Consider the following 20,759-nt stretch of genomic DNA (forward strand, 5'->3'; position numbering starts at 1 on the left):
ATTGAGTTTTGGAGAGAGCGGGACCTATGAGGATTCTGGCAATTTTAATTGTTATGGCGTTCTTTTTTACACCGCTGTCAGTAGCAGCTAAGAACAAGAGTTACTGCGGAGAACTGCGGCGAGGAAACCAGTTTGGTCCATTCGATTACCTGAATCGATTTAATCTTCCAAAAGAATTGGATATAGTAGAAGGTGCTCATTTTACCTCCGATGTAGAAAATCTGATCAGAGGAAGTAGAAGTGTGACTCCTGCAGGAGATCTAGACTATACTCTTCGTGCCTGGCCCAATCATCACCGGGCTTTGGCAGCTCTTGTCAAGTATTCAATCAGGGAAAAATCTACTCATATCCGCGATTTGAAATGGCCGGTCGAATGCTATTTCGACCGGGCGATCCGTATGAATGCGAAGGATGCGCAGGTGCGGTCGATTTACAGTGCGTTTTTGTCGCATCGCGGCAGAAACAAGGAAGCGCTCGAGCAGCTGGAAGTAGCGGCTGATCTGGAACCTGATAATGCCATGATCCTTTATAACCTCGGGTTGTTGTATTTCAAACAGAAAAACTACGAAAAAGCCGGTCATTATGCCGAAAAGGCTTATGCACTTAATTATCCACTGCCGGGTCTCAGAAACAAATTGATCCAGGTTGGTAAGTGGCGTGGATCGGCTCCCGGAAAGTCTGGTAAGTAACTCTGGCTGACTGGCTTATCTGCGTTGTCAAATTACCTTTTATCATTGACTACTGATGTTCCATTATGGAAAAGAATGAAAAGATACATGCAGATATGCAAGCTCTCGGGCGTGCAGCGCGTTCGGCAGCGCGAATAGTTGCAAAAGCGGATACTGCCGTTAAAAATCATGCACTCATTGCGATGGCCCGGGCTATCCGTTGTCATGAGGCATCGTTGCTGGCGGCTAATGCTGCAGATGTGGCGCAGGCCAGAAAAAAAGATCTCGAACCTGCCATGATCGATCGCCTGACATTGACTTCAAAGGGAATTGCAAGCATGGCTGCCGGCCTGGAGCAGATTGCTGCATTGCCTGATCCGATTGGTGCAGTGACAGATCTGGATTATCGGCCATCTGGCATCCAGGTGGGCAGAATGCGGGTGCCACTAGGTGTGATCGGTATTATTTATGAAGCACGCCCGAATGTAACAGCAGATGCTGCCGGTTTGTGTCTCAAAGCAGGTAACGCTGCGATTTTACGAGGAGGATCTGAAGCCATACAAAGTAACCAGGCTATTGCTGCTTGTGTGCAAGAAGGACTCAGATCAGCTGGATTGCCTGAACATGCGGTACAGGTCATAGAGACGACAGATCGTGCTGCAGTGGGCGAACTGGTTACCATGAATGAGTATGTGGATATGATCGTCCCGCGCGGTGGTAAGGGATTGATCGAGCGGATTGCAAACGAGGCGCGTGTGCCGGTCATCAAGCATCTGGATGGTGTATGCCATGTTTATGTCGATTTATCGGCTGATCTGGAAAAAGCCGTGCGTGTGGCCGATAACGCTAAAACTCAGCGTTACGGTACGTGTAATACCATGGAAACATTACTGGTCCATGCCGGAATTGCTGAACGGTTTCTGCCGCGCGTCTGCAAAATTCTTCTGGAAAAGGGAGTGGAATTGCGGGGGGATGAAGCTGCTCGTGCACTCGTTGCCGGGATGAAGCCGGCGGTGGAAGAAGACTGGTACGCTGAATATCTTGCACCAGTACTGAGTGTTCGTATCGTGGCAGATATCGATCAGGCCATCATCCATATTGCCACCTATGGATCACAGCACACTGATGCCATCGTGACTGAAGATTATTCACGTGCCCGCCAGTTTCTGCGTGAAGTCGATTCCAGCTCAGTCATGGTGAATACTTCGACCCGCTTTGCTGATGGGTTTGAATATGGTCTGGGAGCGGAAATCGGTATTTCTACAGACAAGTTGCATGCACGCGGTCCGGTGGGGCTGGAGGGGTTGACCAGCCAGAAATTCATTGTGCTGGGTGACGGCCATATCAGAGAATAAAACGATGACGCAATTTACAAAAGTAACTTTGCCCGATATTGGGGATTTCCAGGAGGTTCCGGTAGTAGAAATCCTGGTGAGCCCGGGTGATGAAGTCGAGCAGGAAACCCCCTTGCTGGTGCTTGAAACCGATAAGGCATCGATGGAAGTGCCAGCTCCGCAAGCGGGTATCGTGCGGGAGATACACGTCAAAGCAGGTGACAGAATTTCACAAGGTTCACTTATCATTACACTGGAAGTCAGGGAAGTGGGTGCTCAAGCAGCTTCAACCACACCATCCGGTGATACAGGCAGGACTGACAACCAGCCAGCTGCTCCAGATACAGAAGCATCTGTCGAGAGAGTTGCATCAGTCCCGGTAACTGCTCGTGGAGAAATTCACGTTGAAGTCGTCGTGCTGGGCGCTGGTCCGGGTGGCTATACCGCGGCATTCCGTGCCGCTGATCTGGGTAAGCAGGTTGTATTGATCGAGCGTTATCCCGTGTTGGGTGGTGTTTGCCTGAATGTGGGCTGTATTCCTTCCAAGGCGCTGTTGCACGCCGCAAAAACACTTACGGAAGCAAAAGAAGCGAGTCTGTACGGTATTCGTTTCGGACAACCTGAAATCGATGTTGGCAAACTGCGCTCATGGAAAGAATCGGTGGTGGGCAAGCTGACCAAGGGTTTGTCGATGCTTGCCAGACAGCGCAAGGTAACTGTCATCCATGGTACTGGAAAGTTCGTCAATCCGCATCTGATTGAAGTTGAAACATCAGATGGAATCAAAACGATTTCGTTCGACCATTGTGTCATTGCGGCCGGATCCAGTGCAGCGCATATCCCGGGGCTCCCAGCCGATGAACGCATCATCGATTCAACCGGAGCGCTGGCATTAGCAGAGATTCCTGAACGCATGCTTATTCTGGGAGGGGGGATCATCGGGCTGGAGATGGCTACGGTCTATCATGCGCTGGGTACCAGAATCAGCATTGTGGAACGGATGGCGCAACTCATTCCGGGAGCCGATACTGATCTGATCAAGCCGCTTTACAAAAAATTGAAAACGGAATGCGAAGCAATTTACCTCAATACCAGTGTCAGCCGGGTTGAAGCGGATAAGGAAGGTTTGCAGGTATTTTTCGAGGGTGAACAGGCGCCTGAGCCACAACGATATGATCGGGTGCTGGTTGCAGTCGGGCGTCGGCCAAACGGAAAACTGATCGATGCCGGAGCTGCCGGTATCAATGTGGATGAACGTGGATTCATTCCAGTGGATAAGCAAATGCGGACCAGTGTTCCGCATATTTTTGCAATTGGTGATATTGCCGGAGATCCCATGCTGGCGCATAAAGCATCCCATGAAGGTAAGATTGCGGCGGAAGTCATTGCTGGGCACAAGGTTACATTCGATGCACGTACCATTCCCTCGGTTGCCTATACCGATCCTGAAGTTGCCTGGATGGGGCTGACAGAAACCGAAGCCGAAAAGCAGGGTATCGCTTATGAGAAAGCAGTATTTCCCTGGGCTGCCAGTGGTCGTGCCATTACCATGACGCGCGACGAAGGCATGACCAAACTACTCTTTGATAAGGTCAGTAAAAGAATTTTAGGAGCTGGCATGGTTGGGCCGCATGCGGGAGAGCTGATTGCAGAAACCGTGTTGGCTTTGGAAATGGGGGCTGATATGCAGGACATCGGACTGACCATCCATCCTCATCCTACTTTGTCTGAGACCGTTCTTTTTGCTGCAGAGCTGGCGGAAGGTACGATCACGGATTTGTACGTTCCGAAGAAGTGAGTGTGAAGCAGTAAGTGCCCAGTCAGGCAGAGTACATTTGGAAAATTAGAAATGCAGGATGGCACTGCCCGAAAGCAGTATTTGGTCATTGTCTGTACCGTCCTTGAACACGTCATGGTGAATGGCCATATCGTAGCGAACTTCAGAACGTAACGTGATTCCGGCGATGGGTTTGTAGTTTAATCCTGCTGTAACACCGATGAAATCCTCATCGTTGCCATCACCCATTACACGGGTTCCGTTCTGGTCGTGGAACCATTCAAAACGCAATCCTGCCCCAAGCTGGTTTGAAATATCGTACAGAAGGTACTGATTGATTCCATACCATGTAGCGGAGGAAGAATTCGGTGTTCCCGCTTCAATTCCGAAGTCATGTTGTACCACGTAATGCAGTTTATCAGTGATACTTCGTTCCAGCTCGATGCTGTACATCGTACGATTATGGTCATGGTTCAGAGGGCCAGTTTTTACATCGCCCGTGATCAGTGATGCGGAAAGCATGGTTTTTCTGTCATCGGTGATGTAATTCAGCCCTCCCAGATAGTCAGGAGAGTGCCTGGAAAAGGCATCCCATCGGGTAACAACTCCGCTCTTGATGGTGAGATTGTCATTGACCGGATAGGAAAGCATGATACCCATGTGTGTAAAAGGTTCAGCGTACCGCATGGTGTAGGCGTGTGAGAAAAAGAAATTGTTGGGTGACATCGGAGACTCATACCCGATAATCGTATAAAAATGACCGATCGACATGCTCACACCATTCCCGATCGGTGCATACAGGTTGACATACAGTTGAGGAAATACCAGTTGATGTTTCGGGTTATCTCCCAGAATGGTTGAGTCGAAACTGGAAGTTTTGACAAATTTTGCATCTGTACCGTACAAAAGGTCGGCGCGCATGCCGATATCCCACGAATTTCTGCCGGGATCTATTTCTTTTTCGATATAGGCATAAACCTGGTGGAGATTGAACTGGTTGGCACCATCATTGAATGCCACCGGGAAGTTCGAACGATTATGTGGATCCCCAGGATTGCCGGTAAAGCCGGCTTCCACCCATCCTCTAAATTTCAGTTTGATTGATGGGGCAGGCGTGATTTCATTGATGTTGTAGCCGGTCAGCGTGTTGATTAACCCGGTTTCTTCGGCAGAAGCTGAAGTGGCAGCGAGCAAGCTGAATATCAGGAATAGTGAGGTGCCGGTTCTGTTGTATCGAGATGGATGCATAGAGTGATCTCCTGCTGGTTGTTCTATCGATCAGGAAGACATGAACTTTTTATTCAGATTTACGATGTTTGGATAAAAATGCTGCCATTTGTCGCAGATAGGATCAGGATCCGGATTCGTCAGGGCTGGTTATTCTGAAGCGGCAATATTTTCCATTTCTGACGATACATTCCGTATGTTCGATATCGGCTTTCAGCAGATGCTTCAGGAAACTGATGTCGAGCTTGCAAAATTCCTGATGCTGCTGGGCGAGTTCCTGAAAAACACAATTATTTGCAACGATTTCTGCCTGATTTTCTGATATCCGATATATTTCGGTATCGTAACCAAGCTCGCTCATGATGGTAATGGCTTCCTGAAGTTTGTCGCTGCGGGAGGTATGCTGCGTAAGGCGATGTTCCAGCCCGCTTGCCATTTCTTTGCCAAGCTCGGTCAAACAAACATCAAGCTCATGTTCACCCATATTTTTGTCTATCCAGGAAAGCAGCAGCTTTGCCAGAAATGAGTATCGCCGCTGGAATAGCTCCAGGCCATTGGGTGTCAGCGTGTATACCCGGCCCGGCCTGCCGCCAGTGCTTTCCTGTAAGGCACTCTGAATGAAACCGCTGCTGCCCAGATGAGTAAGATGCTGGTTGACGGCATTACGGGAAATAGTCAGTAGACTGGATAATTCTTCTACCGTTAGCCCTTTACGATGATGCAGCAGGGCGGTGAGCAGGGATTGCTGGCGTTCTCCCAGCAACGACAAGGCAGATTTCATGACTTATGATGAACCGTTATTCCAAGTTTTGACATATTTATATTGCGAAAGTATTTTAACTTGCAGTATAGTGGAATCCTCTCGGTAAAAAAAGAGGAGGAGACTGAGATGTTGAATATTTCAATTCTGATTTTTGCAATTGCTGCATTAGGGGGGGTATTCCTGGCTTCCAAGGTGCTTGCTGGTAAGCTGGCTCCATGGCCAGTTTCCATCGTACATGCTCTGCTGGGTGCAGCAGGGTTGGTAACACTGATATTGGTGATAATGGAAGGACCGGAAAACAATCGTCTGACTGCTGCACTGGCTCTGCTGGTCGTGGCTGCATTGGGGGGATTTTATCTTGCTTCACTCCATGCAAAATCAGCGATAGCGCCTAAGGGCGTCGTCTTCATTCATGCTGGTGTGGCAGTTGCGGGCTTTCTCACGCTGTTGAGCGTATTGTTGTAAGTTCCGAAAAGGAGAGATTGATATGAGACACCCCATTCATCCGATGCTGGTTCATTTTCCTGTTGCGACCTTGTTTCTTGCAACGCTGGGAGATATTGCCAGCTTGTTCATGGACGAGCAAGTCAGTCGGGTGGTTGGGGTGCTGCTCGTTATCGGTACGATCACCGCATTGCTTGCCATGGTGGCGGGTCTGATGGAGCTTGGAAAAATTGATCAGCAGAGTCTGGCCATGAAGGTTGCCAATCAGCACATGATGCTGATGATGGCCAGCTGGTCATTTTATGCAGTCAGTCTGTTTCTGAGGCTGGAAGGAACCCGTTTGGGCCAGCCGGGCATGGTTGCCATTGCCATGTCTGTTGCAGGATTGATCGTTCTCTGTATCGGCGGCTGGCTGGGAGGCAAGCTTGTTTATGAATACGGTGTGGGTACCCGTTCCAATCAATCCTGACAGGGGAAATTGGGCCGTAATCATAATGAGTCAGGTAATAATAATTTTGTATTGGCACTGATGTGCCAAATGAACGGCTGAGGGAAGGTGCTGAACCCGTTCTTCGGGTTTTTGTAGTATGTTTTCAGGTGATCGTACTGTCCAGGCCATTCTCGGCAATTTCTGCCGCTCGCAGGACAGCCCTCGCTTTGTTGCAGGTTTCGGTCCACTCACTTTGTGGAACAGAGTCAGCTACGATACCAGCTCCCGCCTGCACATGCAGTATGCCGTCCTTGATCAGGCCGGTACGGATTGCGATGGCCAAGTCCATGTCGCCATTGAATTCGAGATAACCGACTGCGCCAGCATAAATACCGCGCTTGGAGATTTCCAGCTCATCGATGATTTCCATTGCTCTGACCTTGGGTGCGCCGCTGACGGTACCCGCAGGGAAGGTGGCGCGTAGTACGTCGATCGCATTTAAACCCGGTTTGAGCTTTCCTTCAACATTGGAAACAATGTGCATGACATGCGAATAATATTCTATCTGCATGTTCTCGGTGACTTTTACGCTACCGGTCTGGGCAACCCGGCCGATATCATTGCGTCCCAGATCCATCAGCATGATATGTTCCGCCCGCTCCTTGGGATCGGCCAGCAAATCTGCCGCCAGTGCCTGGTCAGCCTGGGTATCCTGGCCACGTGGTCGGGTACCGGCAATTGGACGGACGGTAACTGTATCCTTTTCCAGTCTGACCAGAATTTCCGGTGAGGCGCCAACGATATGAAAATCCCCCAGATGATAATTGAACATATAGGGTGATGGGTTGAGGCTGCGCAGCGCGCGATACAGTGCCAATGGTGAAGCAGAGTAGGGTTTGCTGGTACGCTGCGAGAGGACGACCTGCATGATGTCGCCCTCCAGGATGTAATGCTTGGCTTTTTCCACTGCGGCAATGAAGTCGGCTTCGGGAAATTCACTCACAGCTACTTTGGAGGAAGTAGATTTCTCGACTGGTATCGAGAGCGGTTCTCGCAGTTTGTGCAGCAATTCCCGGAGCCGGTTTTTGCTGGTCTGATAGGCATTTTCCAGTGTCGGGTCGGTATAGATGATCAGGTAAAGCTTGCCGGAGAGATTGTCCATGACAACCAGTTCTTCCGACAGCAGTAACAGAATATCCGGTGTTTGTATCGTATCCGGCCGTGCATGCCCTGCTAGTTTTGGCTCGATGTAACGAATGGTATCGTAGGAAAAATACCCGGCCAGTCCTCCGCTGAAACGAGGCAATTCCGCATGGGGTGCTACCTTGAATCGGTTCAGGAAGGTGCCAATGAAACCCAGCACGTCGCTGGTATCGATTTCTTCCTTCGTTTCATTGTCACTGATGACGCGAACACGGCTGGAACATGCTTCCAGCCGTATTTCTGCAGGTAATCCGATGACCGAGTAACGCCCGAACCGCTCCCCTCCCAGGATCGATTCCAGTAAATAGGAATAAGGCTGGTTCGCCAGCTTGAGGTAAATGGAGAGGGGTGTATCCAGATCAGCGAATGTTTCCAGCACCAGAGGTATCCGGTTATAGCCTTGTGCTGCCAGATCGTTGAATTCACTTTCAGTTATGCAATGATTCATGGAAAACAAGGTATTGCTGAAATGGTCGGGTTAATGAGATGAAGCTTTACCGGTCGATAAAAATCGAGGTTGCTGCGGCCAGCGAAAGTCTGCTGTAAGTTGATCAAGTGTCGTGCTGGTAGGTGATCAATCGGGTGGCATCCACGATGGTATCGACTACTGCATCGCAATCGAGCTCACGCACATCATGCCCTTCGTTATAGCCATAAGGTACACAAAAAATATGGCAACCCGCTGCACGTGCAGCAATGGCGTCGTTTGATGAATCACCGATCAGCAATGCGGCTTTGGGCAATATGTCGAAGTGTTTGCAGGCATGCAGCAATGGCAGTGGATCCGGTTTTCTCTTCGGCAGGCTGTCGCCCGATAATACCAGTTCGAAATAATCCAGCAGGCCGGTTTTGTGCAGCAACGGCAGGGTGAAAATTTCGGTTTTGTTGGTAATGCAGACCAGGCGGAATCCACTCTGCTTGAGTTGTTCAAGTCCTTCGACGACACCGGGATAAGGGCGTGTATGTACATGCAGATTTTCCGCATAACAACGTTCATAAATCGGTAGCGCTTGTTCGAAGAGTTCGGGATCCGGTTCGTCATCCGGGCTGTTGGTGAGTGTGCGCTTGACGAGCTTGGGAACGCCCTTGCCAATGAAAGTTTGGATGGTCGATGATGGCAGTTCCGCCATACGCAGCTCACGCAACATTTCATTGGCGGCCAGTGCCAGATCTTGTGCAGTGTCGAGCAGGGTGCCATCCAGATCGATGATGATGGCTTTGAGTGGTAACGGGAACAAGCCTGAGTCAGATGGTTGTGTATTGAGTTGAGTCATGAGAGTAACTGGTTCCTGATCAGGCGACTTTTGCCAACTCGGCGCGCATGGCGGCAATGATGCTGTCGTAGCGGTGGGGATCACTTTCTTTACCCGCACCATAAATGGCAGAACCAGCCACGAAAGTATCTGCGCCGGCGCGGGCGATTTCCGCAATGTTATCCACTTTTACACCACCATCGATTTCCAGCAGAATGTCACGGCCGCTTGCAGTGATACGTTCCCTGGTCAGGCGTAATTTATTCAGTGCTTCAGGAATGAAAGTCTGTCCGCCAAAACCGGGGTTGACTGACATGATCAGGATCAGGTCGAGTTTGTCCAGGACGTGGTCGAGATACGAAAGAGGGGTGGCCGGATTGAAAACCAGTCCTGCCTTGCACCCCTGCTCCTTGATGAGTCCGATCGTACGATCGATATGCCGCGAGGCTTCCGGATGGAATGAAATGATGTTGGCGCCTGCCTTTGCGAAATCCGGAATGATGCGATCAACCGGTTCCACCATCAGGTGCACATCGATCATCGCTTTGGTTAAGGGGCGGATTGCCTCACACACCAGTGGACCGATCGTCAGATTGGGAACGTAATGGTTATCCATGACATCGAAGTGAATGATGTCTGCACCGGAATCCAGGACTTGCGTGATTTCTTCACCCAGTCTGGCAAAATTGGCGGAAAGAATACTCGGGGCAATACGATACATGATTGGACCTCATAAGGAAATGTCACATTTTAACCATAAATGGAAACGGGGAGTTAATAATGCTTTTGAATGGATATCTGTGTTCACGGGGTTGGCAAGATGTGCAGCTGTTTCTTTGCTTTCTTCCATGATTCCTGCAAGAATCTGACGATATGACTCCGATCCAGACCTTCATCGACCGCAGAAAGCATCTGCTGTCAAAAATACAGCATGGCGTTGCGGTAATTGCTACTTCGCCGGAAAGATACCGTAACCGGGATACACATTATCCTTATCGTTTCGACAGTTATTTCTATTATCTGACAGGTTTTCGCGAACCCGAAGCAGTGCTGGTACTGGTTGCAACCGGCGACGCAAATACTTCGCAGCAGATTTTATTTTGCCGTGACAAGGATATCGAGCGTGAAATCTGGGATGGATTTCGTTATGGGCCGGAAGCCGCACGGGAGGTTTTCGGTTTCGATGCAGCATATTCCATTGCCCGGCTGGATGAGCTGGCCGGTGAGCTTCTGGCGGATCAGCCCGCCGTATTTCATGCCTTCGGTCATGATACTTCCTGGGATCAGCGTGTGGTAGGGTGGATCAGCCGGGTACGGGAACAGGTCAGAAAGGGGGTATCGGCGCCTGCTGAAATTCGAGATATCCGCCATTTACTCGATGAAATGCGTCTGATCAAGGATAAAAATGAATTGGCGGTAATGCGTGAAGCAGCCAGGATTTCGGCAGAGGCACACAAGTGTGCCATGCAGGCGACCCGCCCCGGCAGATATGAGTATGAAATAGAAGCTGAATTGCTGTATGAATTTCGCCGGCAGGGTGCTGAGGCTCCCGCTTATACATCGATCGTGGCAGGCGGTGCAAATGCATGTGTACTGCATTACATCCAGAACGATGCGCAACTGCAGGCGGGTGATTTGCTGCTGATCGATGCAGCTTGTGAACTGCACGGCTATGCGGCGGACATCACACGTACCTTTCCGGTGAATGGCAGATTCTCCGCTGTACAAAAAGATGTCTATCAGCTGGTACTTTCTGCGCAATCCGCTGCAATTGACACGGTTCGGCCCGGCAGCAACTGGGATTCACCGCATCAGGCCGCCTTGCGGGTGCTGGTACAAGGCTTCATTGATTTGAATTTGTGCCAGGGCAGTCCGGATACTGTTATCGAAACGGAATCCTATAAACGTTTTTATATGCACCGGACTGGGCACTGGCTGGGGCTGGATGTGCATGATGCCGGAGAATACAAACAGGCCGGCCAGTGGCGTGAGCTGGTACCGGGGATGACGTTGACAGTCGAGCCGGGTTGTTACATTCGCCCTGCTGAAGATGTTCCGGAACATTTCTGGAATATAGGCGTAAGAATCGAGGATGACGTGGCAGTTACACCGGCCGGACACGAAGTACTTACCGGAGCGGTGCCTAAAAGTGTGGCTGAAATAGAGGAGTGGATGCAATGTACGACGATTTCAGAAAGATAATCATCAGGCGGATCGTATACCGTGGACAGACCGGCCCGGAGGGCGATCCCCTGAAAACACCACCAGCCAATAAATGGTTGTTTTATCTGACACTCATACCGGCAGTGGTCGTAGTAGTAGTGCTGGGTGCATTCTTCTTTTCAATCGTGCTGGCACTGTTTGTCGCCGTGGCTGGTGTGATTGGTGCACGGTTCTGGTGGTTACGGCGTAAATTCCGGAAGTCGATGTCTGCTGCGGCCGAGCAAAAAAATAGCATGATTGAAGATGCTGAAATCATTGAAATCCGGGAAAACGATAAAAGCGACCGTGGGCACCATTAATTATTTTCAATCGTTATTGACGGGGCAGCCATGCGTAAGTTTGCAGCGTTCATCCTGTTTTCAGTAGTTGGCACATCCGGCTGGTGTGGAGATACCATTCGGTCCGGGTTATGGGAAGTCACGACTCGATCGGATTTGCTCGGGCTGGTTGCACATGTTCCATCCGAGCAAATGCAGCAGATCACCAGTCTGGCCAGGCAATATGGATTGAAAGTGCCTCGCATTCAGGAGGGTGCTGCCATTTCGAAGGTATGTATCACCCCGGAGATGGCAGAACAGGATATTCCCTCGCATTTTTACGAGAATCAGTCTGGATGTTCGGTCGTAAATGCCAGCCGGTCCGGAAATCGCTATCAGGTGGAACTTGTCTGCGACAATTCCCGTTTCAAAGGGAACGGTCACGCTGAAGGTATTTTTTCCACTCCCGAGCGTTTTACCGGAAAAACGGAATTCAACAGTACGGTCCAGGGTACACCACTGTATGTCTATGCCGAAACGAGCGGCCGGTGGATTGGCGCGCAGTGTGAGGCAGTGCAGCCTGTGCGATAGATTTGAGATGTTCGGGTATCGACTCATATGGCTGTTAAGTCATATAAGAGCTTATCCCAATAAGCCTGTAGAGAACGCCAGGTAATGATCCTGAGAGATACAGATTCATCGGATCAGAATGGCACGATCAGATTAGCCAATACAGTACGGGGCAATCCTGGATAAAGCACCCTGAAGTTAGCGCCTGAGGCCGATCCTGATTCGTAATGCGTCTTATCAAATATATTACGCAGATTGATTTGCAGGCGTGTACCCGGCAGACCAAATCTGAAAGTGTAGGCGATCATAGCATCAATGATTGTGTACGCTGGCAATCGCGCCAGGTTGGTGTTATTTACATATTTGCTACCCGTGTAATATACGCCCCCGCCTACTGTCCAATCTTGGGCAAACCCACCTAAATCATAAGTTGTCCACAAATTAGCAGAATGATGCGGTGTAAAAGACAGCTCCTTGCCCACATTGGCAGGTGTGTTGTCCTTGGTAATCTCGGTATCGATGTATGCATAGCCCGCGATTACATTCCAGCGATGAGTCAACTGGCCAACGGCTTCAAACTCCCAGCCTTCGGAATTGACCTCACCACTGATTTCCCGGAATGCCGGGTTGCTCAGTGAGGCCGTTGGTACATTGGTCTTAGTCAGATTGAAATAGGCTACTGAAGTGCGCAAACGACCATCCAGCCACTCAGCTTTTGCTCCGACTTCATATTGCTGTGCCCTGGAAGGGGGGGCATATTGGCCCGGCCCGGTAAATACGTTTACATTCGGTGCGGAAGAACGCGTATATGAGCCATAAATAGTCGCCCAAGGCTGCGGTTTGAAAACCACACCGACAGTTGGATCGATATTGCTATATTTTTGCCGGGGGATGACCGTGTCTGTGGCACCGCTCCAATCGGTGGGCGTATCGCTATAGGCAGAATAGCGTAACCCCGCCAACAGGTTCAGGTAGCGGTTAATACTCATATAGTCCTGAATGGCAATACCGTAATCGCGCTTGCTGCCTCGTACTTTGATATCGTAAGGAGCACTCAGCGACGCGCCACCAGTGGGGCGAGGGTCATAGAGATCAACCGGATCGAGCGAATCGTCAGCTGATGGAAACCCACCCCGCTCTTTGTAAGATGAAGTATCGGCTGTCACAGTAACGAGGTGACGCATGCCCATCAGCATCAAATCTCCTTTCAACTGGGCCTGAATGGTCTGTGCAGTCATGAATTGATCGCCTGGATAAGCATAGCGATGAACCTTATTGTCAATTACTCCACCCATGAAATAAACATTCGTGTAATCACGCATGGTCCGGTTATTGACATAGCCGAAATTCACGGACCATGCATCATTGAATCGGTGATCCAGCCTCGCAGTGAATAACCGATGGCTACCCTTGAAAGTAGCCTCCGGCTCACCATAGAACTTGTTCAATAGTTGATTAGCACTGGATATATTCTGCGGGTCGGGTACCGGCAACCCTACGTAAGTAAGTTGTTTGCGGTAAGTGTATTCCAAATCGAGATCCAAGCGCGTCTGTGGAGTCAACTTGAAGGTCAATGCACCGGCAACATCATGTTGCTGCGGTTTCACATCATCGACGATGAAAGCCTGCCGTGTCGTGCCGGCATTAAAACGATAGAGCATAGTAGCTGACTCATTTACCGCACCGGTCACATCCAGTGCTGCCTCATAATAGCCCCTGCTACCGATGCCTAGCCTGACTTCATGAAATTGCTCCGCCTGCGGCTGCTTGGTGACGATATTCATCAGCGCGCCAGGCTCGACCCGGCCATAATCCATCGACATCGCACCTTTGATGACTTCATAACGCGCCACGTTGTGATGCGCTGGCTGCATCAGATTGATGTAACGAAAACCATTACGCAAATAGTTATTGACGTTCGAAAGTACAAAACCGCGGGTAAAAAGTGCATCATAAGTACCGACATAACTCGTTGTGCGTACACCTGCGACGTTGCGTACGATATCCCCTATAGTTTGCGCCGCCTGATCAATTGCAGTTTCAACCGGAATGACGGAGACTGTCATTGGCGTATCGAGAATGGAAGCACCTGAGCGGGTTACTGTGGCAGTGTTCGCTTTGACTCTTGTCTGATTTTCAGTACCCACGCTTGCTGATACGGTTACCGTCGGTAGGGTGCTGGTCTGATTAGTGGCTGGTTGTGCGGATATGACTGTAAAACCGTGATCACTGGTAGCTTGCCATACCAGGCCAGAATCTGCCAGTAGCCGTTCCAGTGCCTGTTGGGGTGTTAATGCTCCTTTGACTGCCGGCGCCATTCTGGTTTCGGTCAGATCGGTCGAAAATATAATGCGCGCACCTGTTTGGCGAGCCAGTGTATTGAGTGCTTTATCCAGCGGTTGGATTGGAATATCGATCTGGGTATCCGCAGCGAGTACAGTGGGATGACTGTTGAACAACAGCAATATCAGTAGGATGGATTCGAATACATGAAACCTTATGCCGTATAGCGTGTTTTTAAGCGTACTTTTAATTCTGTTTTGCATCTGAATAGCTCCCCTGTGAATTTTTGGCTTTCACAGGGTTGGCGTTTATCAAGAAGCAAATGTTGAGGTGTGTTGGAAATTTTTTTACTCTCGCTCGGGTCCCAGGAATCAGCGGCTTTCTATGATAACGGTATTGTCCGGTGTCCGTCGTATCCTGACAGCGATACTGATCGGTAAAGTGTCGATCAGAGATTCGATACCTTGAATGTCGTATTCACCTGATACACGCAAACGGGCAGCTTTTTCATCCTGTATGATTAGTGGAGCCTGGCGATAGCGCTGTATTTCAGCAATGGCTTCCTGCAATGGCGTGCCATCGAATATCAGTTTACCCTGTAGCCAGGCAGCTGCAGTGGTGGCTGCAATGGATTGAATGGGTGCAATCGAATGACCGCGTGCGGTGGTGGTCTGATTTTGTATCAGTATCTGCTTGGTTGTTGGGGTGCAGACTTCCACCGCTCCTTCTATCACGGTAACCATGGCCCCTTCCCGGGTATGACGTACATTAAAGATGGTGCCAATATCGCGTATGGTTGCATGGTTGGCATAAACCATGAAAGGTCGCCAGCTATGGTTAACATGGAATGATGCCTCACCCTGGATAAGCGTGAGGTGTTGCGAGCGCAATCGGGTTTCAGCCTGTACGGTAGTCTGTGTATTCAAGGTGATGACGCTGCCGTCGAGCAGGGTATAGGCCGATTGCTGGCCGATTGTTGTAGTGAATTGACGGCTTTGCAGCACGGGGTCGATCAGCCAGATGCTGACCAGCAATATGGATAACGCAGTGCCGATAGCTGATTTGATACGTCGCCGGCGTTTGCACTGTGTTTTAGCTTCCTGCAGAATTTCTTCCCGCGAAGGAAAATGTGCGCGTAATGCATTTTCATAAGGTGATAGTTTGTCATCCGCTGGTATATCTTGCTTGTTAGCGGATTGAGGTTCTTGCTGTGGTGGTGGGCGCATTTATTCCCAGTGCCACGTGCGTTGTATGGTTGCCATGGCTTGTGAAAAATGTTGGGTCACCATATTGCGTGAAATACCCAATTCCTGAGCGATTTCCAGTTGTGGCATGCCGTGCAGGCGATGCAACAGAAATACTTGCTGCTGACGGGGTGGCAGGTTCTCGATAATACGTTTGAGCGCTTCCAGTCGTTGGGTGAAATCCAGTATTGCCGCACCATCTGTATCATGCGCATGAATATCAGGTATTTCTGCCACGGAGTTGATATAACGGCGCTGTCTTTCATCATTGCGGCAAAGGTCAATTGCGCGGTTCTTTATTGCCCGTCGTAAAAAGGCGAGTGGTGTGTGAATGACCTTTTCCGGTGGATGTTCAATGAGTTGCAAACATACATCATGTACTACTTCGTATGCGAAGTGACGATCCCCGAAATAATGCCGAACGTAGTCTACCAGGTCCTTATAGTGATAAGCTAATGTGACAATGAGTGCAGAATGGGAGGAGGTTGAAGACATGATGCAAACGGGTTAATTAGCCTGAACCGAGATTATCCTAATTCTCGCTGATATTGCAAATACAAATCGTTTTCAATATTGAAAGACTTTCCTGCTTTTGGTTGAATTCCGATTTCCTGAAATCTGTCATTTGTCTGCTACCGGATCAATGAAACTGCGCGTAGTGTTATCAAGATCAATTAGGCTAGACCGAATTCGACTGACTATCTGATCGTCGTTACGAAGAATTCACTGAAACGGCGGATTATGTATTGGGATATCTTTCTAAGAACCTGTTTACGATCTTTTTGTTATCCCTGATAATGCATGGATGAAAAGAATCGAGTATGCCAGCGATATCAGTAGAGAGAAGTTTGCCGAGATAGAGCTGCTATTGCGCAGCGTACGACGCAGGACCAAGCCCACGAAGGTGGATCTGTACGAGGTGTTCTGCGCGGTGCTGTACCTGCTGCGCACTGGTTGCCAATGGAGATTCCTACCCGGAGAGTTTCCCAAGTGGCAGAGTGTATATGCTTATTGGAGCAAGTGGAGTGAGCCCGACCAGTACGGCGTGAGCGTATTGGAGCGGGCACTCAAAAAATCAGGTTGGCGCGGTCCGAGAGAAACAGGGGCGCAACGTTTGCAGCGCGCTCTTGATCATGGACGCGCAGAGCGTGAAAAACACAGACACGGCCGACCAGAAAGGTTATGACGCTGGCAAGAAGGTATCGGGTATCAAGCGCCATATCGCTGTCGATACCCAGGGTTTGCCGCATGCTATTGCGGTGACGACGGCGGAAGTGACTGACCGTAAAGGTGCATTGCAAGCTCTGGAGCGCTGCAGGCTGGGCTTGGGGCAAGTACAAAGTTTGCTGTGCGATAGTGGCTATACTGGAGAACCATTCGCTGAAGGCGTGCGAGAAATTCTGGGCGAAGCTGTCACGGTGCAGATTGCCAGGCGCAGTGAACTGCATACCTTCAAAGTTATGCCCAAACGCTGGATTGTCGAGCGTAGTTTCGCCTGGCTGGAGAAGAGCAGAAGATTATGGAAAAACTGCGAGCGTAAGCTCAACACCAGTCTGCAGTTCATTCATCTGGCTTTCCTGGCATTACTACTTAAAAGATCGTAAACAGGTTCTTATGAGAGTTGGGTAAATAATGTGAGGAGATAACAACGAAACAGATTCTGGGGATTTATGATGCACCGCCTATTCATTGGGTGGGTGATGGTTTCCCGGTGCGCTCGCTGTTTTCTTATAGCAATCATGGAAAACTGCTGAGTCCATTTCTGCTGCTGGATTATGCTGGCCCGGTTGACTTTGCTCCAGCAGAGCGACCGCGTGGGGTGGGACAGCATCCGCACCGTGGATTTGAAACGGTAACGATTGTTTACCATGGCGAAGTGGCCCATCGGGATTCGACTGGTCAAGGAGGGGTGGTCGGCCCGGGTGATGTGCAGTGGATGACTGCAGGTGCAGGCATTCTGCACGAGGAATTCCACTCGGAGTCCTTTACACGTTCGGGTGGTCAGCTTGAGATGGTGCAGTTATGGGTCAATCTGCCTGCTAAGGATAAGATGATTGCTCCGCATTATCAGGCCATCCTTTCTGCGGATATTCCGGTAGTTGCTTTGCTGGATGCTGCTGGCAGTATCCGGGTAATTGCAGGTTGTTATCAGGATCATACGGGACCAGCCCGTACTTATACACCGATGAATGTCTGGGATGTGCGGCTGAAACGAGGGAAAGTCACTGAGTTACCGTTACCGGAGGGATGGAATACGGCACTCGCCGTTTTGCATGGCAAAATATCAGTCAATGGCAGCCCGCTTGTCCAGGCTGCACAACTGGTATCGCTCGATCGTGCAGGTGATACGGTATCACTCGATGTTCGGGAAGATGCCACAGTACTGTTGCTCAGCGGTGAGCCCATCGATGAACCGGTTGTCGGATACGGGCCTTTTGTCATGAACAGTCAGACAGAAATCGATCAGGCAATCGCAGACTTTAACAGCGGGCATTTTGGGCAGTTGTCCCGCTAATCTCTACCGGTAGGTAACAAAGAGATCGAGCTACCAGCCGAGAGTATGTTGAGATGACCAGGCCAGGCGATTGGATGGTAAGCATTCCTGAGCGCTGGTCAAATACATGAAACTACATCCGGTTGGCGTAATATTCCACGACCTGCTGTACATCGATAGGAAACGGAACATCTTCGGCAGTAGGCAGGTGGGTAATTTTGCCGGTTTTATCTTTTTCATCCCAGAGCAGCCATTCAGGGCGGCTTAGTGGTAAGTCCTGCAATGTTCCCAGTACGATGGGCAGATTCAGGCTTTCCGGTTTGATGGTGATTTCATCACCTACATTCAGACGGATGGACGGAATATTGACAGGTTTGCCATTCAGACGGACATGGCGGTGTGATACCAGTTGCCGTGCTGCTATGACGGTCGGTGCGAACCCGGCGCGAAACACTACATTATCGAGCCGGCGTTCCAACAGCTGCAATAAAGTTTCGCCTGTCGGTTCGGTGCTTTTGCGCGCGTTCAGCATCAGATGACGCAACTGGCGTTCAGACAGCCCGTAATTGAAACGCAATTTCTGTTTTTCCTGCAGTTTGATACCGAAATCCGATTTTCTGCGGCGTACCAGCTTGGCGCCATGCTGACCCGGTGGAGTCGGCCTGCTTGCGATGGTTTTGCGCGATAAACCAGGCAGATCGACACCCAGTGCTCGCATGATTTTCAATCTTGGTCCTGTAAACCGTGACATAACTGCTCCAGCGTTAATTGATGAATCGGTTGCCCGGTATGATCATACCGGCAGCCCTTGCTTGTACCTGTTGATATAAAACCTGTTTCCACTGCCTGACCAGTTGCTGTGCCACTTCAGTGATCAGCTCCGATTCCGCATACTGCGGTGCGGTCAGCTTATACGCAAGATCCAGAGCCAACTTTGCCAACTCCGTCGACGGCCTGCTTGCATACTGTGCTGCCACGCAGCACAACGATGCCATGACGGCATTCGCTGTAGGTAAATCCGGATCGAATTGTGCATCTGTTTCAGATTGCTGATTCATACGAATGACCCTGTCAGACATTTATTTCGAGCAATGGTAATAATTCGTATTTATTAAGTCAACTTCTAATCCTCGATCAAATCAAACAAAATACAATGTTGTGGTATGTATTCGGCTGTTTGCTGGTATATCCTGGCTCGGGTACAAAAAATTGCCAGCTTGTTCTGCGTTATCATCCTAAGCAAAGTTCTTTTTCATCCATTTATCCATGATGACGACAGCAGTCAGATCACCGGTAACGTTGATGGTCGTGCGACACATATCGAGAATGCGATCGACGCCGAAAATGATGCCGATTCCGGCAGGTGGCACACCGATGCCCGATAAAATGGTGGCCAGTACGGCAATACCGACACCCGGCGTGGCCGGTGTGCCGATCGAAGCACCAACCGTGGTGCATAGCAGCAGGATCATTTCTGTGAAACTCAGATCCACTTTGAAGATCTGGCACAGGAAAACAGCCGCTACTGCCTGGTAAAGTCCGGTACCGTCCATATTGATCGTCGTCCCGACAGGAATGACAAAACGACTGATATCTTCACTGACACCAAGATTTTCTTCTGCTGCACGAATGGATAAAGGCATGACGGCAGCTGAACTGGAGGTGGAGAAAGCCAGCAGTTGCACATCACGTATGGCACGCAGAAATTCGAATGGCGGACGATGGCCGAAAACGGCTGCTCCGAACAGATACAAGCCGAGAATGATCACGAGTCCCAGCAATACACAGCCCATATACCAGCCAATTGCTGTCAGTATATCGAAGCCCAGCCGAACCATGGCGTCGACCATCAGACCGAATACAGCATAAGGGGCCAGTGCCATGGCCCAGCTGATGATCTTCATTGCGGCCACTTGTCCGAACAGGCATAAATCCTCGAATGGCTTTGCGATTTCACGAGGAATGGTCAATGCCGCTACACCGAGAAAAATCGCACCAATTACGACTTTGAGCATGTCGGTTTGCATGGCTGCTTCGACGAAATTGGAAGGGATGAGGTTAACGATGCGTTGCGGGACAGTCAGATCGTCGAATGTTTTTATACCACCATCAGCCGTCATGGCAGCCGCCAGCGTATCGATACCGGTGCCGACCGTATGCCCGGGCTGAATGATGAGCGTGATGGCAAGGCCGATTCCTACGGCAACGAAAGAAGTGATGATGAAGTACGGCACGATGAATGCCCCCATGCGCTTCAACTGGTGCGGAGAGCCACTGGTCAGAATACCGAGTGCAATGGAGCAGATGATCAGCGGAATCACTACCATTTTGAGCATTTCCAGAAAAATGACTCCGGGCAGCGCAATCCATTCCGCTGCCATGAGCACAGTATCGTTTTCCAGTAATGCCAGACCGCCAGGAGATAGCACAAGGCCTGTGAGGGTGCCTAGTACCATCCCCAACAGAATTTTTGCCCATAAATGCTGGGCGATCAGGGCGCCGATGGATTGGCTTAAAGATTGTTCTCGTCGGGAAAATGCCATGGGCGCCAGCATATCATCGTTCTTACGCTGACAGGTTCCAGAAAAT

Annotated in this window: 21 protein-coding genes; 10 read left to right on the forward strand and 11 right to left on the reverse strand. The window is 50.1% G+C overall.

The annotated features are described in order from the left end of the window. Positions 1-26 precede the first annotated feature (26 nt). From HRU73_RS00425 to lpdA, 3 genes are all read left to right on the forward strand, one after another. Entirely contained in the window at positions 27-689 is a 663-nt protein-coding gene (locus HRU73_RS00425) for a tetratricopeptide repeat protein (RefSeq protein WP_287399009.1), read from the forward strand. Positions 690-754: 65 nt separating this feature from the next. Then, entirely contained in the window at positions 755-2,023 is a 1,269-nt protein-coding gene (locus tag HRU73_RS00430; protein ID WP_287399010.1) for a glutamate-5-semialdehyde dehydrogenase, read from the forward strand. Positions 2,024-2,027: 4 nt separating this feature from the next. Continuing rightward, entirely contained in the window at positions 2,028-3,800 is a 1,773-nt protein-coding gene (gene lpdA / locus HRU73_RS00435; RefSeq protein WP_287399011.1) for a dihydrolipoyl dehydrogenase, read from the forward strand. Positions 3,801-3,845: 45 nt separating this feature from the next. Here lpdA and HRU73_RS00440 read toward each other — a convergent pair whose 3' ends face one another. After that, the gene (locus tag HRU73_RS00440; protein ID WP_287399012.1) at positions 3,846-5,027 is read right to left on the reverse strand and encodes a porin; all 1,182 of its coding nucleotides are present in this window, start codon (positions 5,025-5,027) and stop codon (positions 3,846-3,848) included. Positions 5,028-5,130: 103 nt separating this feature from the next. Next, entirely contained in the window at positions 5,131-5,787 is a 657-nt protein-coding gene (locus HRU73_RS00445) for a helix-turn-helix transcriptional regulator (RefSeq protein WP_011112653.1), read from the reverse strand. Between the two features lie 108 nt (positions 5,788-5,895). On the opposite strand from HRU73_RS00445, the gene HRU73_RS00450 reads away from it, so the two are divergent. Next, positions 5,896-6,234, forward strand: a complete 339-nt coding sequence (locus HRU73_RS00450; RefSeq protein ID WP_011112652.1) for a hypothetical protein — start codon at positions 5,896-5,898, stop codon at positions 6,232-6,234. Positions 6,235-6,256: 22 nt separating this feature from the next. Continuing rightward, positions 6,257-6,682, forward strand: coding sequence for a DUF2231 domain-containing protein (locus HRU73_RS00455; RefSeq protein ID WP_287399013.1), 426 nt, complete (start codon positions 6,257-6,259; stop codon positions 6,680-6,682). A gap of 124 nt (positions 6,683-6,806) precedes the next feature. Here HRU73_RS00455 and trpE read toward each other — a convergent pair whose 3' ends face one another. From trpE to rpe, 3 genes are all read right to left on the reverse strand, one after another. Next, positions 6,807-8,294 carry an anthranilate synthase component I gene (trpE, locus tag HRU73_RS00460; RefSeq protein ID WP_287399014.1) on the reverse strand — a complete coding sequence of 496 codons (1,488 nt, stop codon included), beginning with the start codon at positions 8,292-8,294 and terminating at the stop codon, positions 6,807-6,809. A gap of 103 nt (positions 8,295-8,397) precedes the next feature. Beyond that, a complete protein-coding gene (locus tag HRU73_RS00465; RefSeq protein WP_287399015.1) occupies positions 8,398-9,120 on the reverse strand; it encodes a phosphoglycolate phosphatase in 723 nt (240 codons plus the stop codon). A gap of 19 nt (positions 9,121-9,139) precedes the next feature. Continuing rightward, positions 9,140-9,820: a ribulose-phosphate 3-epimerase gene (gene rpe, locus HRU73_RS00470; protein ID WP_276818314.1), complete on the reverse strand. Its 681-nt coding sequence runs from the start codon at positions 9,818-9,820 to the stop codon at positions 9,140-9,142. A gap of 152 nt (positions 9,821-9,972) precedes the next feature. Between rpe and HRU73_RS00475 the strand changes: the two genes are divergently transcribed. The 3 genes from HRU73_RS00475 to HRU73_RS00485 are packed head-to-tail and all read left to right on the forward strand — an operon-like array spanning position 9,973 to position 12,170. Further along, positions 9,973-11,301, forward strand: a complete 1,329-nt coding sequence (locus HRU73_RS00475; RefSeq protein ID WP_287399016.1) for an aminopeptidase P N-terminal domain-containing protein — start codon at positions 9,973-9,975, stop codon at positions 11,299-11,301. After that, entirely contained in the window at positions 11,277-11,621 is a 345-nt protein-coding gene (locus HRU73_RS00480) for a hypothetical protein (RefSeq protein WP_011112646.1), read from the forward strand. Before HRU73_RS00475 ends, HRU73_RS00480 begins: the two co-directional genes overlap by 25 nt. Positions 11,622-11,651: 30 nt before the next feature. Next, positions 11,652-12,170, forward strand: a complete 519-nt coding sequence (locus tag HRU73_RS00485; protein WP_287399017.1) for a DUF3617 domain-containing protein — start codon at positions 11,652-11,654, stop codon at positions 12,168-12,170. A 113-nt stretch (positions 12,171-12,283) separates the two neighbouring features. On the opposite strand, the gene HRU73_RS00490 is transcribed toward HRU73_RS00485, so the two are convergent. The 3 genes from HRU73_RS00490 to HRU73_RS00500 all read right to left on the reverse strand — a co-directional run bounded on the left by HRU73_RS00490 (position 12,284) and on the right by HRU73_RS00500 (position 16,171). Beyond that, positions 12,284-14,695 (reverse strand): TonB-dependent siderophore receptor, encoded by a 2,412-nt coding sequence (locus HRU73_RS00490; protein ID WP_287399018.1) that lies wholly within the window; start codon positions 14,693-14,695, stop codon positions 12,284-12,286. Positions 14,696-14,803: 108 nt separating this feature from the next. Next, positions 14,804-15,658, reverse strand: coding sequence for a FecR family protein (locus tag HRU73_RS00495; protein WP_287399019.1), 855 nt, complete (start codon positions 15,656-15,658; stop codon positions 14,804-14,806). Then, positions 15,659-16,171, reverse strand: a complete 513-nt coding sequence (locus tag HRU73_RS00500; protein WP_287399020.1) for a sigma-70 family RNA polymerase sigma factor — start codon at positions 16,169-16,171, stop codon at positions 15,659-15,661. Between the two features lie 310 nt (positions 16,172-16,481). On the opposite strand from HRU73_RS00500, the gene HRU73_RS00505 reads away from it, so the two are divergent. Both HRU73_RS00505 and HRU73_RS00510 read left to right on the forward strand, forming a co-directional pair. Beyond that, positions 16,482-17,280 (forward strand): IS5 family transposase gene (locus HRU73_RS00505; protein WP_502709294.1). Its coding sequence is split into 2 segments (ribosomal slippage): positions 16,482-16,754 and positions 16,756-17,280, totalling 798 coding nucleotides; the frame shifts between segments, so codons are not numbered across the junction. A gap of 107 nt (positions 17,281-17,387) precedes the next feature. Further along, positions 17,388-18,191 carry a pirin family protein gene (locus HRU73_RS00510; protein WP_287399021.1) on the forward strand — a complete coding sequence of 268 codons (804 nt, stop codon included), beginning with the start codon at positions 17,388-17,390 and terminating at the stop codon, positions 18,189-18,191. A 112-nt stretch (positions 18,192-18,303) separates the two neighbouring features. Here the strand turns inward: HRU73_RS00510 and rpsD are convergent, their stop codons facing one another. The 3 genes from rpsD to HRU73_RS00525 form a co-directional block, all read right to left on the reverse strand. Beyond that, positions 18,304-18,921: a 30S ribosomal protein S4 gene (gene rpsD / locus HRU73_RS00515; protein WP_011112643.1), complete on the reverse strand. Its 618-nt coding sequence runs from the start codon at positions 18,919-18,921 to the stop codon at positions 18,304-18,306. 13 nt (positions 18,922-18,934) lie between these two features. After that, a complete protein-coding gene (locus HRU73_RS00520) occupies positions 18,935-19,228 on the reverse strand; it encodes a hypothetical protein (RefSeq protein WP_143023737.1) in 294 nt (97 codons plus the stop codon). A 177-nt stretch (positions 19,229-19,405) separates the two neighbouring features. Then, positions 19,406-20,713 (reverse strand): dicarboxylate/amino acid:cation symporter, encoded by a 1,308-nt coding sequence (locus HRU73_RS00525; protein ID WP_287399022.1) that lies wholly within the window; start codon positions 20,711-20,713, stop codon positions 19,406-19,408. Between the last annotated feature and the right edge of the window lie 46 nt (positions 20,714-20,759).

This window comes from Nitrosomonas sp. H1_AOB3 (genome assembly GCF_015709435.1).
In the GTDB taxonomy this organism is placed as follows: Bacteria; Pseudomonadota; Gammaproteobacteria; order Burkholderiales; family Nitrosomonadaceae; genus Nitrosomonas; species Nitrosomonas europaea.

Bases quoted from the DNA above. Each gene is read 5' to 3' on its own strand.
- HRU73_RS00425 (WP_287399009.1), top strand. From the start codon at position 27: ATGAGGATTCTGGCAATTTTAATTGTTATGGCGTTCTTTTTTACACCG.
- HRU73_RS00430 (WP_287399010.1), top strand. From the start codon at position 755: ATGGAAAAGAATGAAAAGATACATGCAGATATGCAAGCTCTCGGGCGT.
- lpdA (WP_287399011.1), top strand. From the start codon at position 2,028: ATGACGCAATTTACAAAAGTAACTTTGCCCGATATTGGGGATTTCCAG.
- HRU73_RS00440 (WP_287399012.1), bottom strand. From the start codon at position 5,027: ATGCATCCATCTCGATACAACAGAACCGGCACCTCACTATTCCTGATA.
- HRU73_RS00445 (WP_011112653.1), bottom strand. From the start codon at position 5,787: ATGAAATCTGCCTTGTCGTTGCTGGGAGAACGCCAGCAATCCCTGCTC.
- HRU73_RS00450 (WP_011112652.1), top strand. From the start codon at position 5,896: ATGTTGAATATTTCAATTCTGATTTTTGCAATTGCTGCATTAGGGGGG.
- HRU73_RS00455 (WP_287399013.1), top strand. From the start codon at position 6,257: ATGAGACACCCCATTCATCCGATGCTGGTTCATTTTCCTGTTGCGACC.
- trpE (WP_287399014.1), bottom strand. From the start codon at position 8,294: ATGAATCATTGCATAACTGAAAGTGAATTCAACGATCTGGCAGCACAA.
- HRU73_RS00465 (WP_287399015.1), bottom strand. From the start codon at position 9,120: ATGACTCAACTCAATACACAACCATCTGACTCAGGCTTGTTCCCGTTA.
- rpe (WP_276818314.1), bottom strand. From the start codon at position 9,820: ATGTATCGTATTGCCCCGAGTATTCTTTCCGCCAATTTTGCCAGACTG.
- HRU73_RS00475 (WP_287399016.1), top strand. From the start codon at position 9,973: ATGACTCCGATCCAGACCTTCATCGACCGCAGAAAGCATCTGCTGTCA.
- HRU73_RS00480 (WP_011112646.1), top strand. From the start codon at position 11,277: ATGTACGACGATTTCAGAAAGATAATCATCAGGCGGATCGTATACCGT.
- HRU73_RS00485 (WP_287399017.1), top strand. From the start codon at position 11,652: ATGCGTAAGTTTGCAGCGTTCATCCTGTTTTCAGTAGTTGGCACATCC.
- HRU73_RS00490 (WP_287399018.1), bottom strand. From the start codon at position 14,695: ATGCAAAACAGAATTAAAAGTACGCTTAAAAACACGCTATACGGCATA.
- HRU73_RS00495 (WP_287399019.1), bottom strand. From the start codon at position 15,658: ATGCGCCCACCACCACAGCAAGAACCTCAATCCGCTAACAAGCAAGAT.
- HRU73_RS00500 (WP_287399020.1), bottom strand. From the start codon at position 16,171: ATGTCTTCAACCTCCTCCCATTCTGCACTCATTGTCACATTAGCTTAT.
- rpsD (WP_011112643.1), bottom strand. From the start codon at position 18,921: ATGTCACGGTTTACAGGACCAAGATTGAAAATCATGCGAGCACTGGGT.
- HRU73_RS00520 (WP_143023737.1), bottom strand. From the start codon at position 19,228: ATGAATCAGCAATCTGAAACAGATGCACAATTCGATCCGGATTTACCT.
- HRU73_RS00525 (WP_287399022.1), bottom strand. From the start codon at position 20,713: ATGGCATTTTCCCGACGAGAACAATCTTTAAGCCAATCCATCGGCGCC.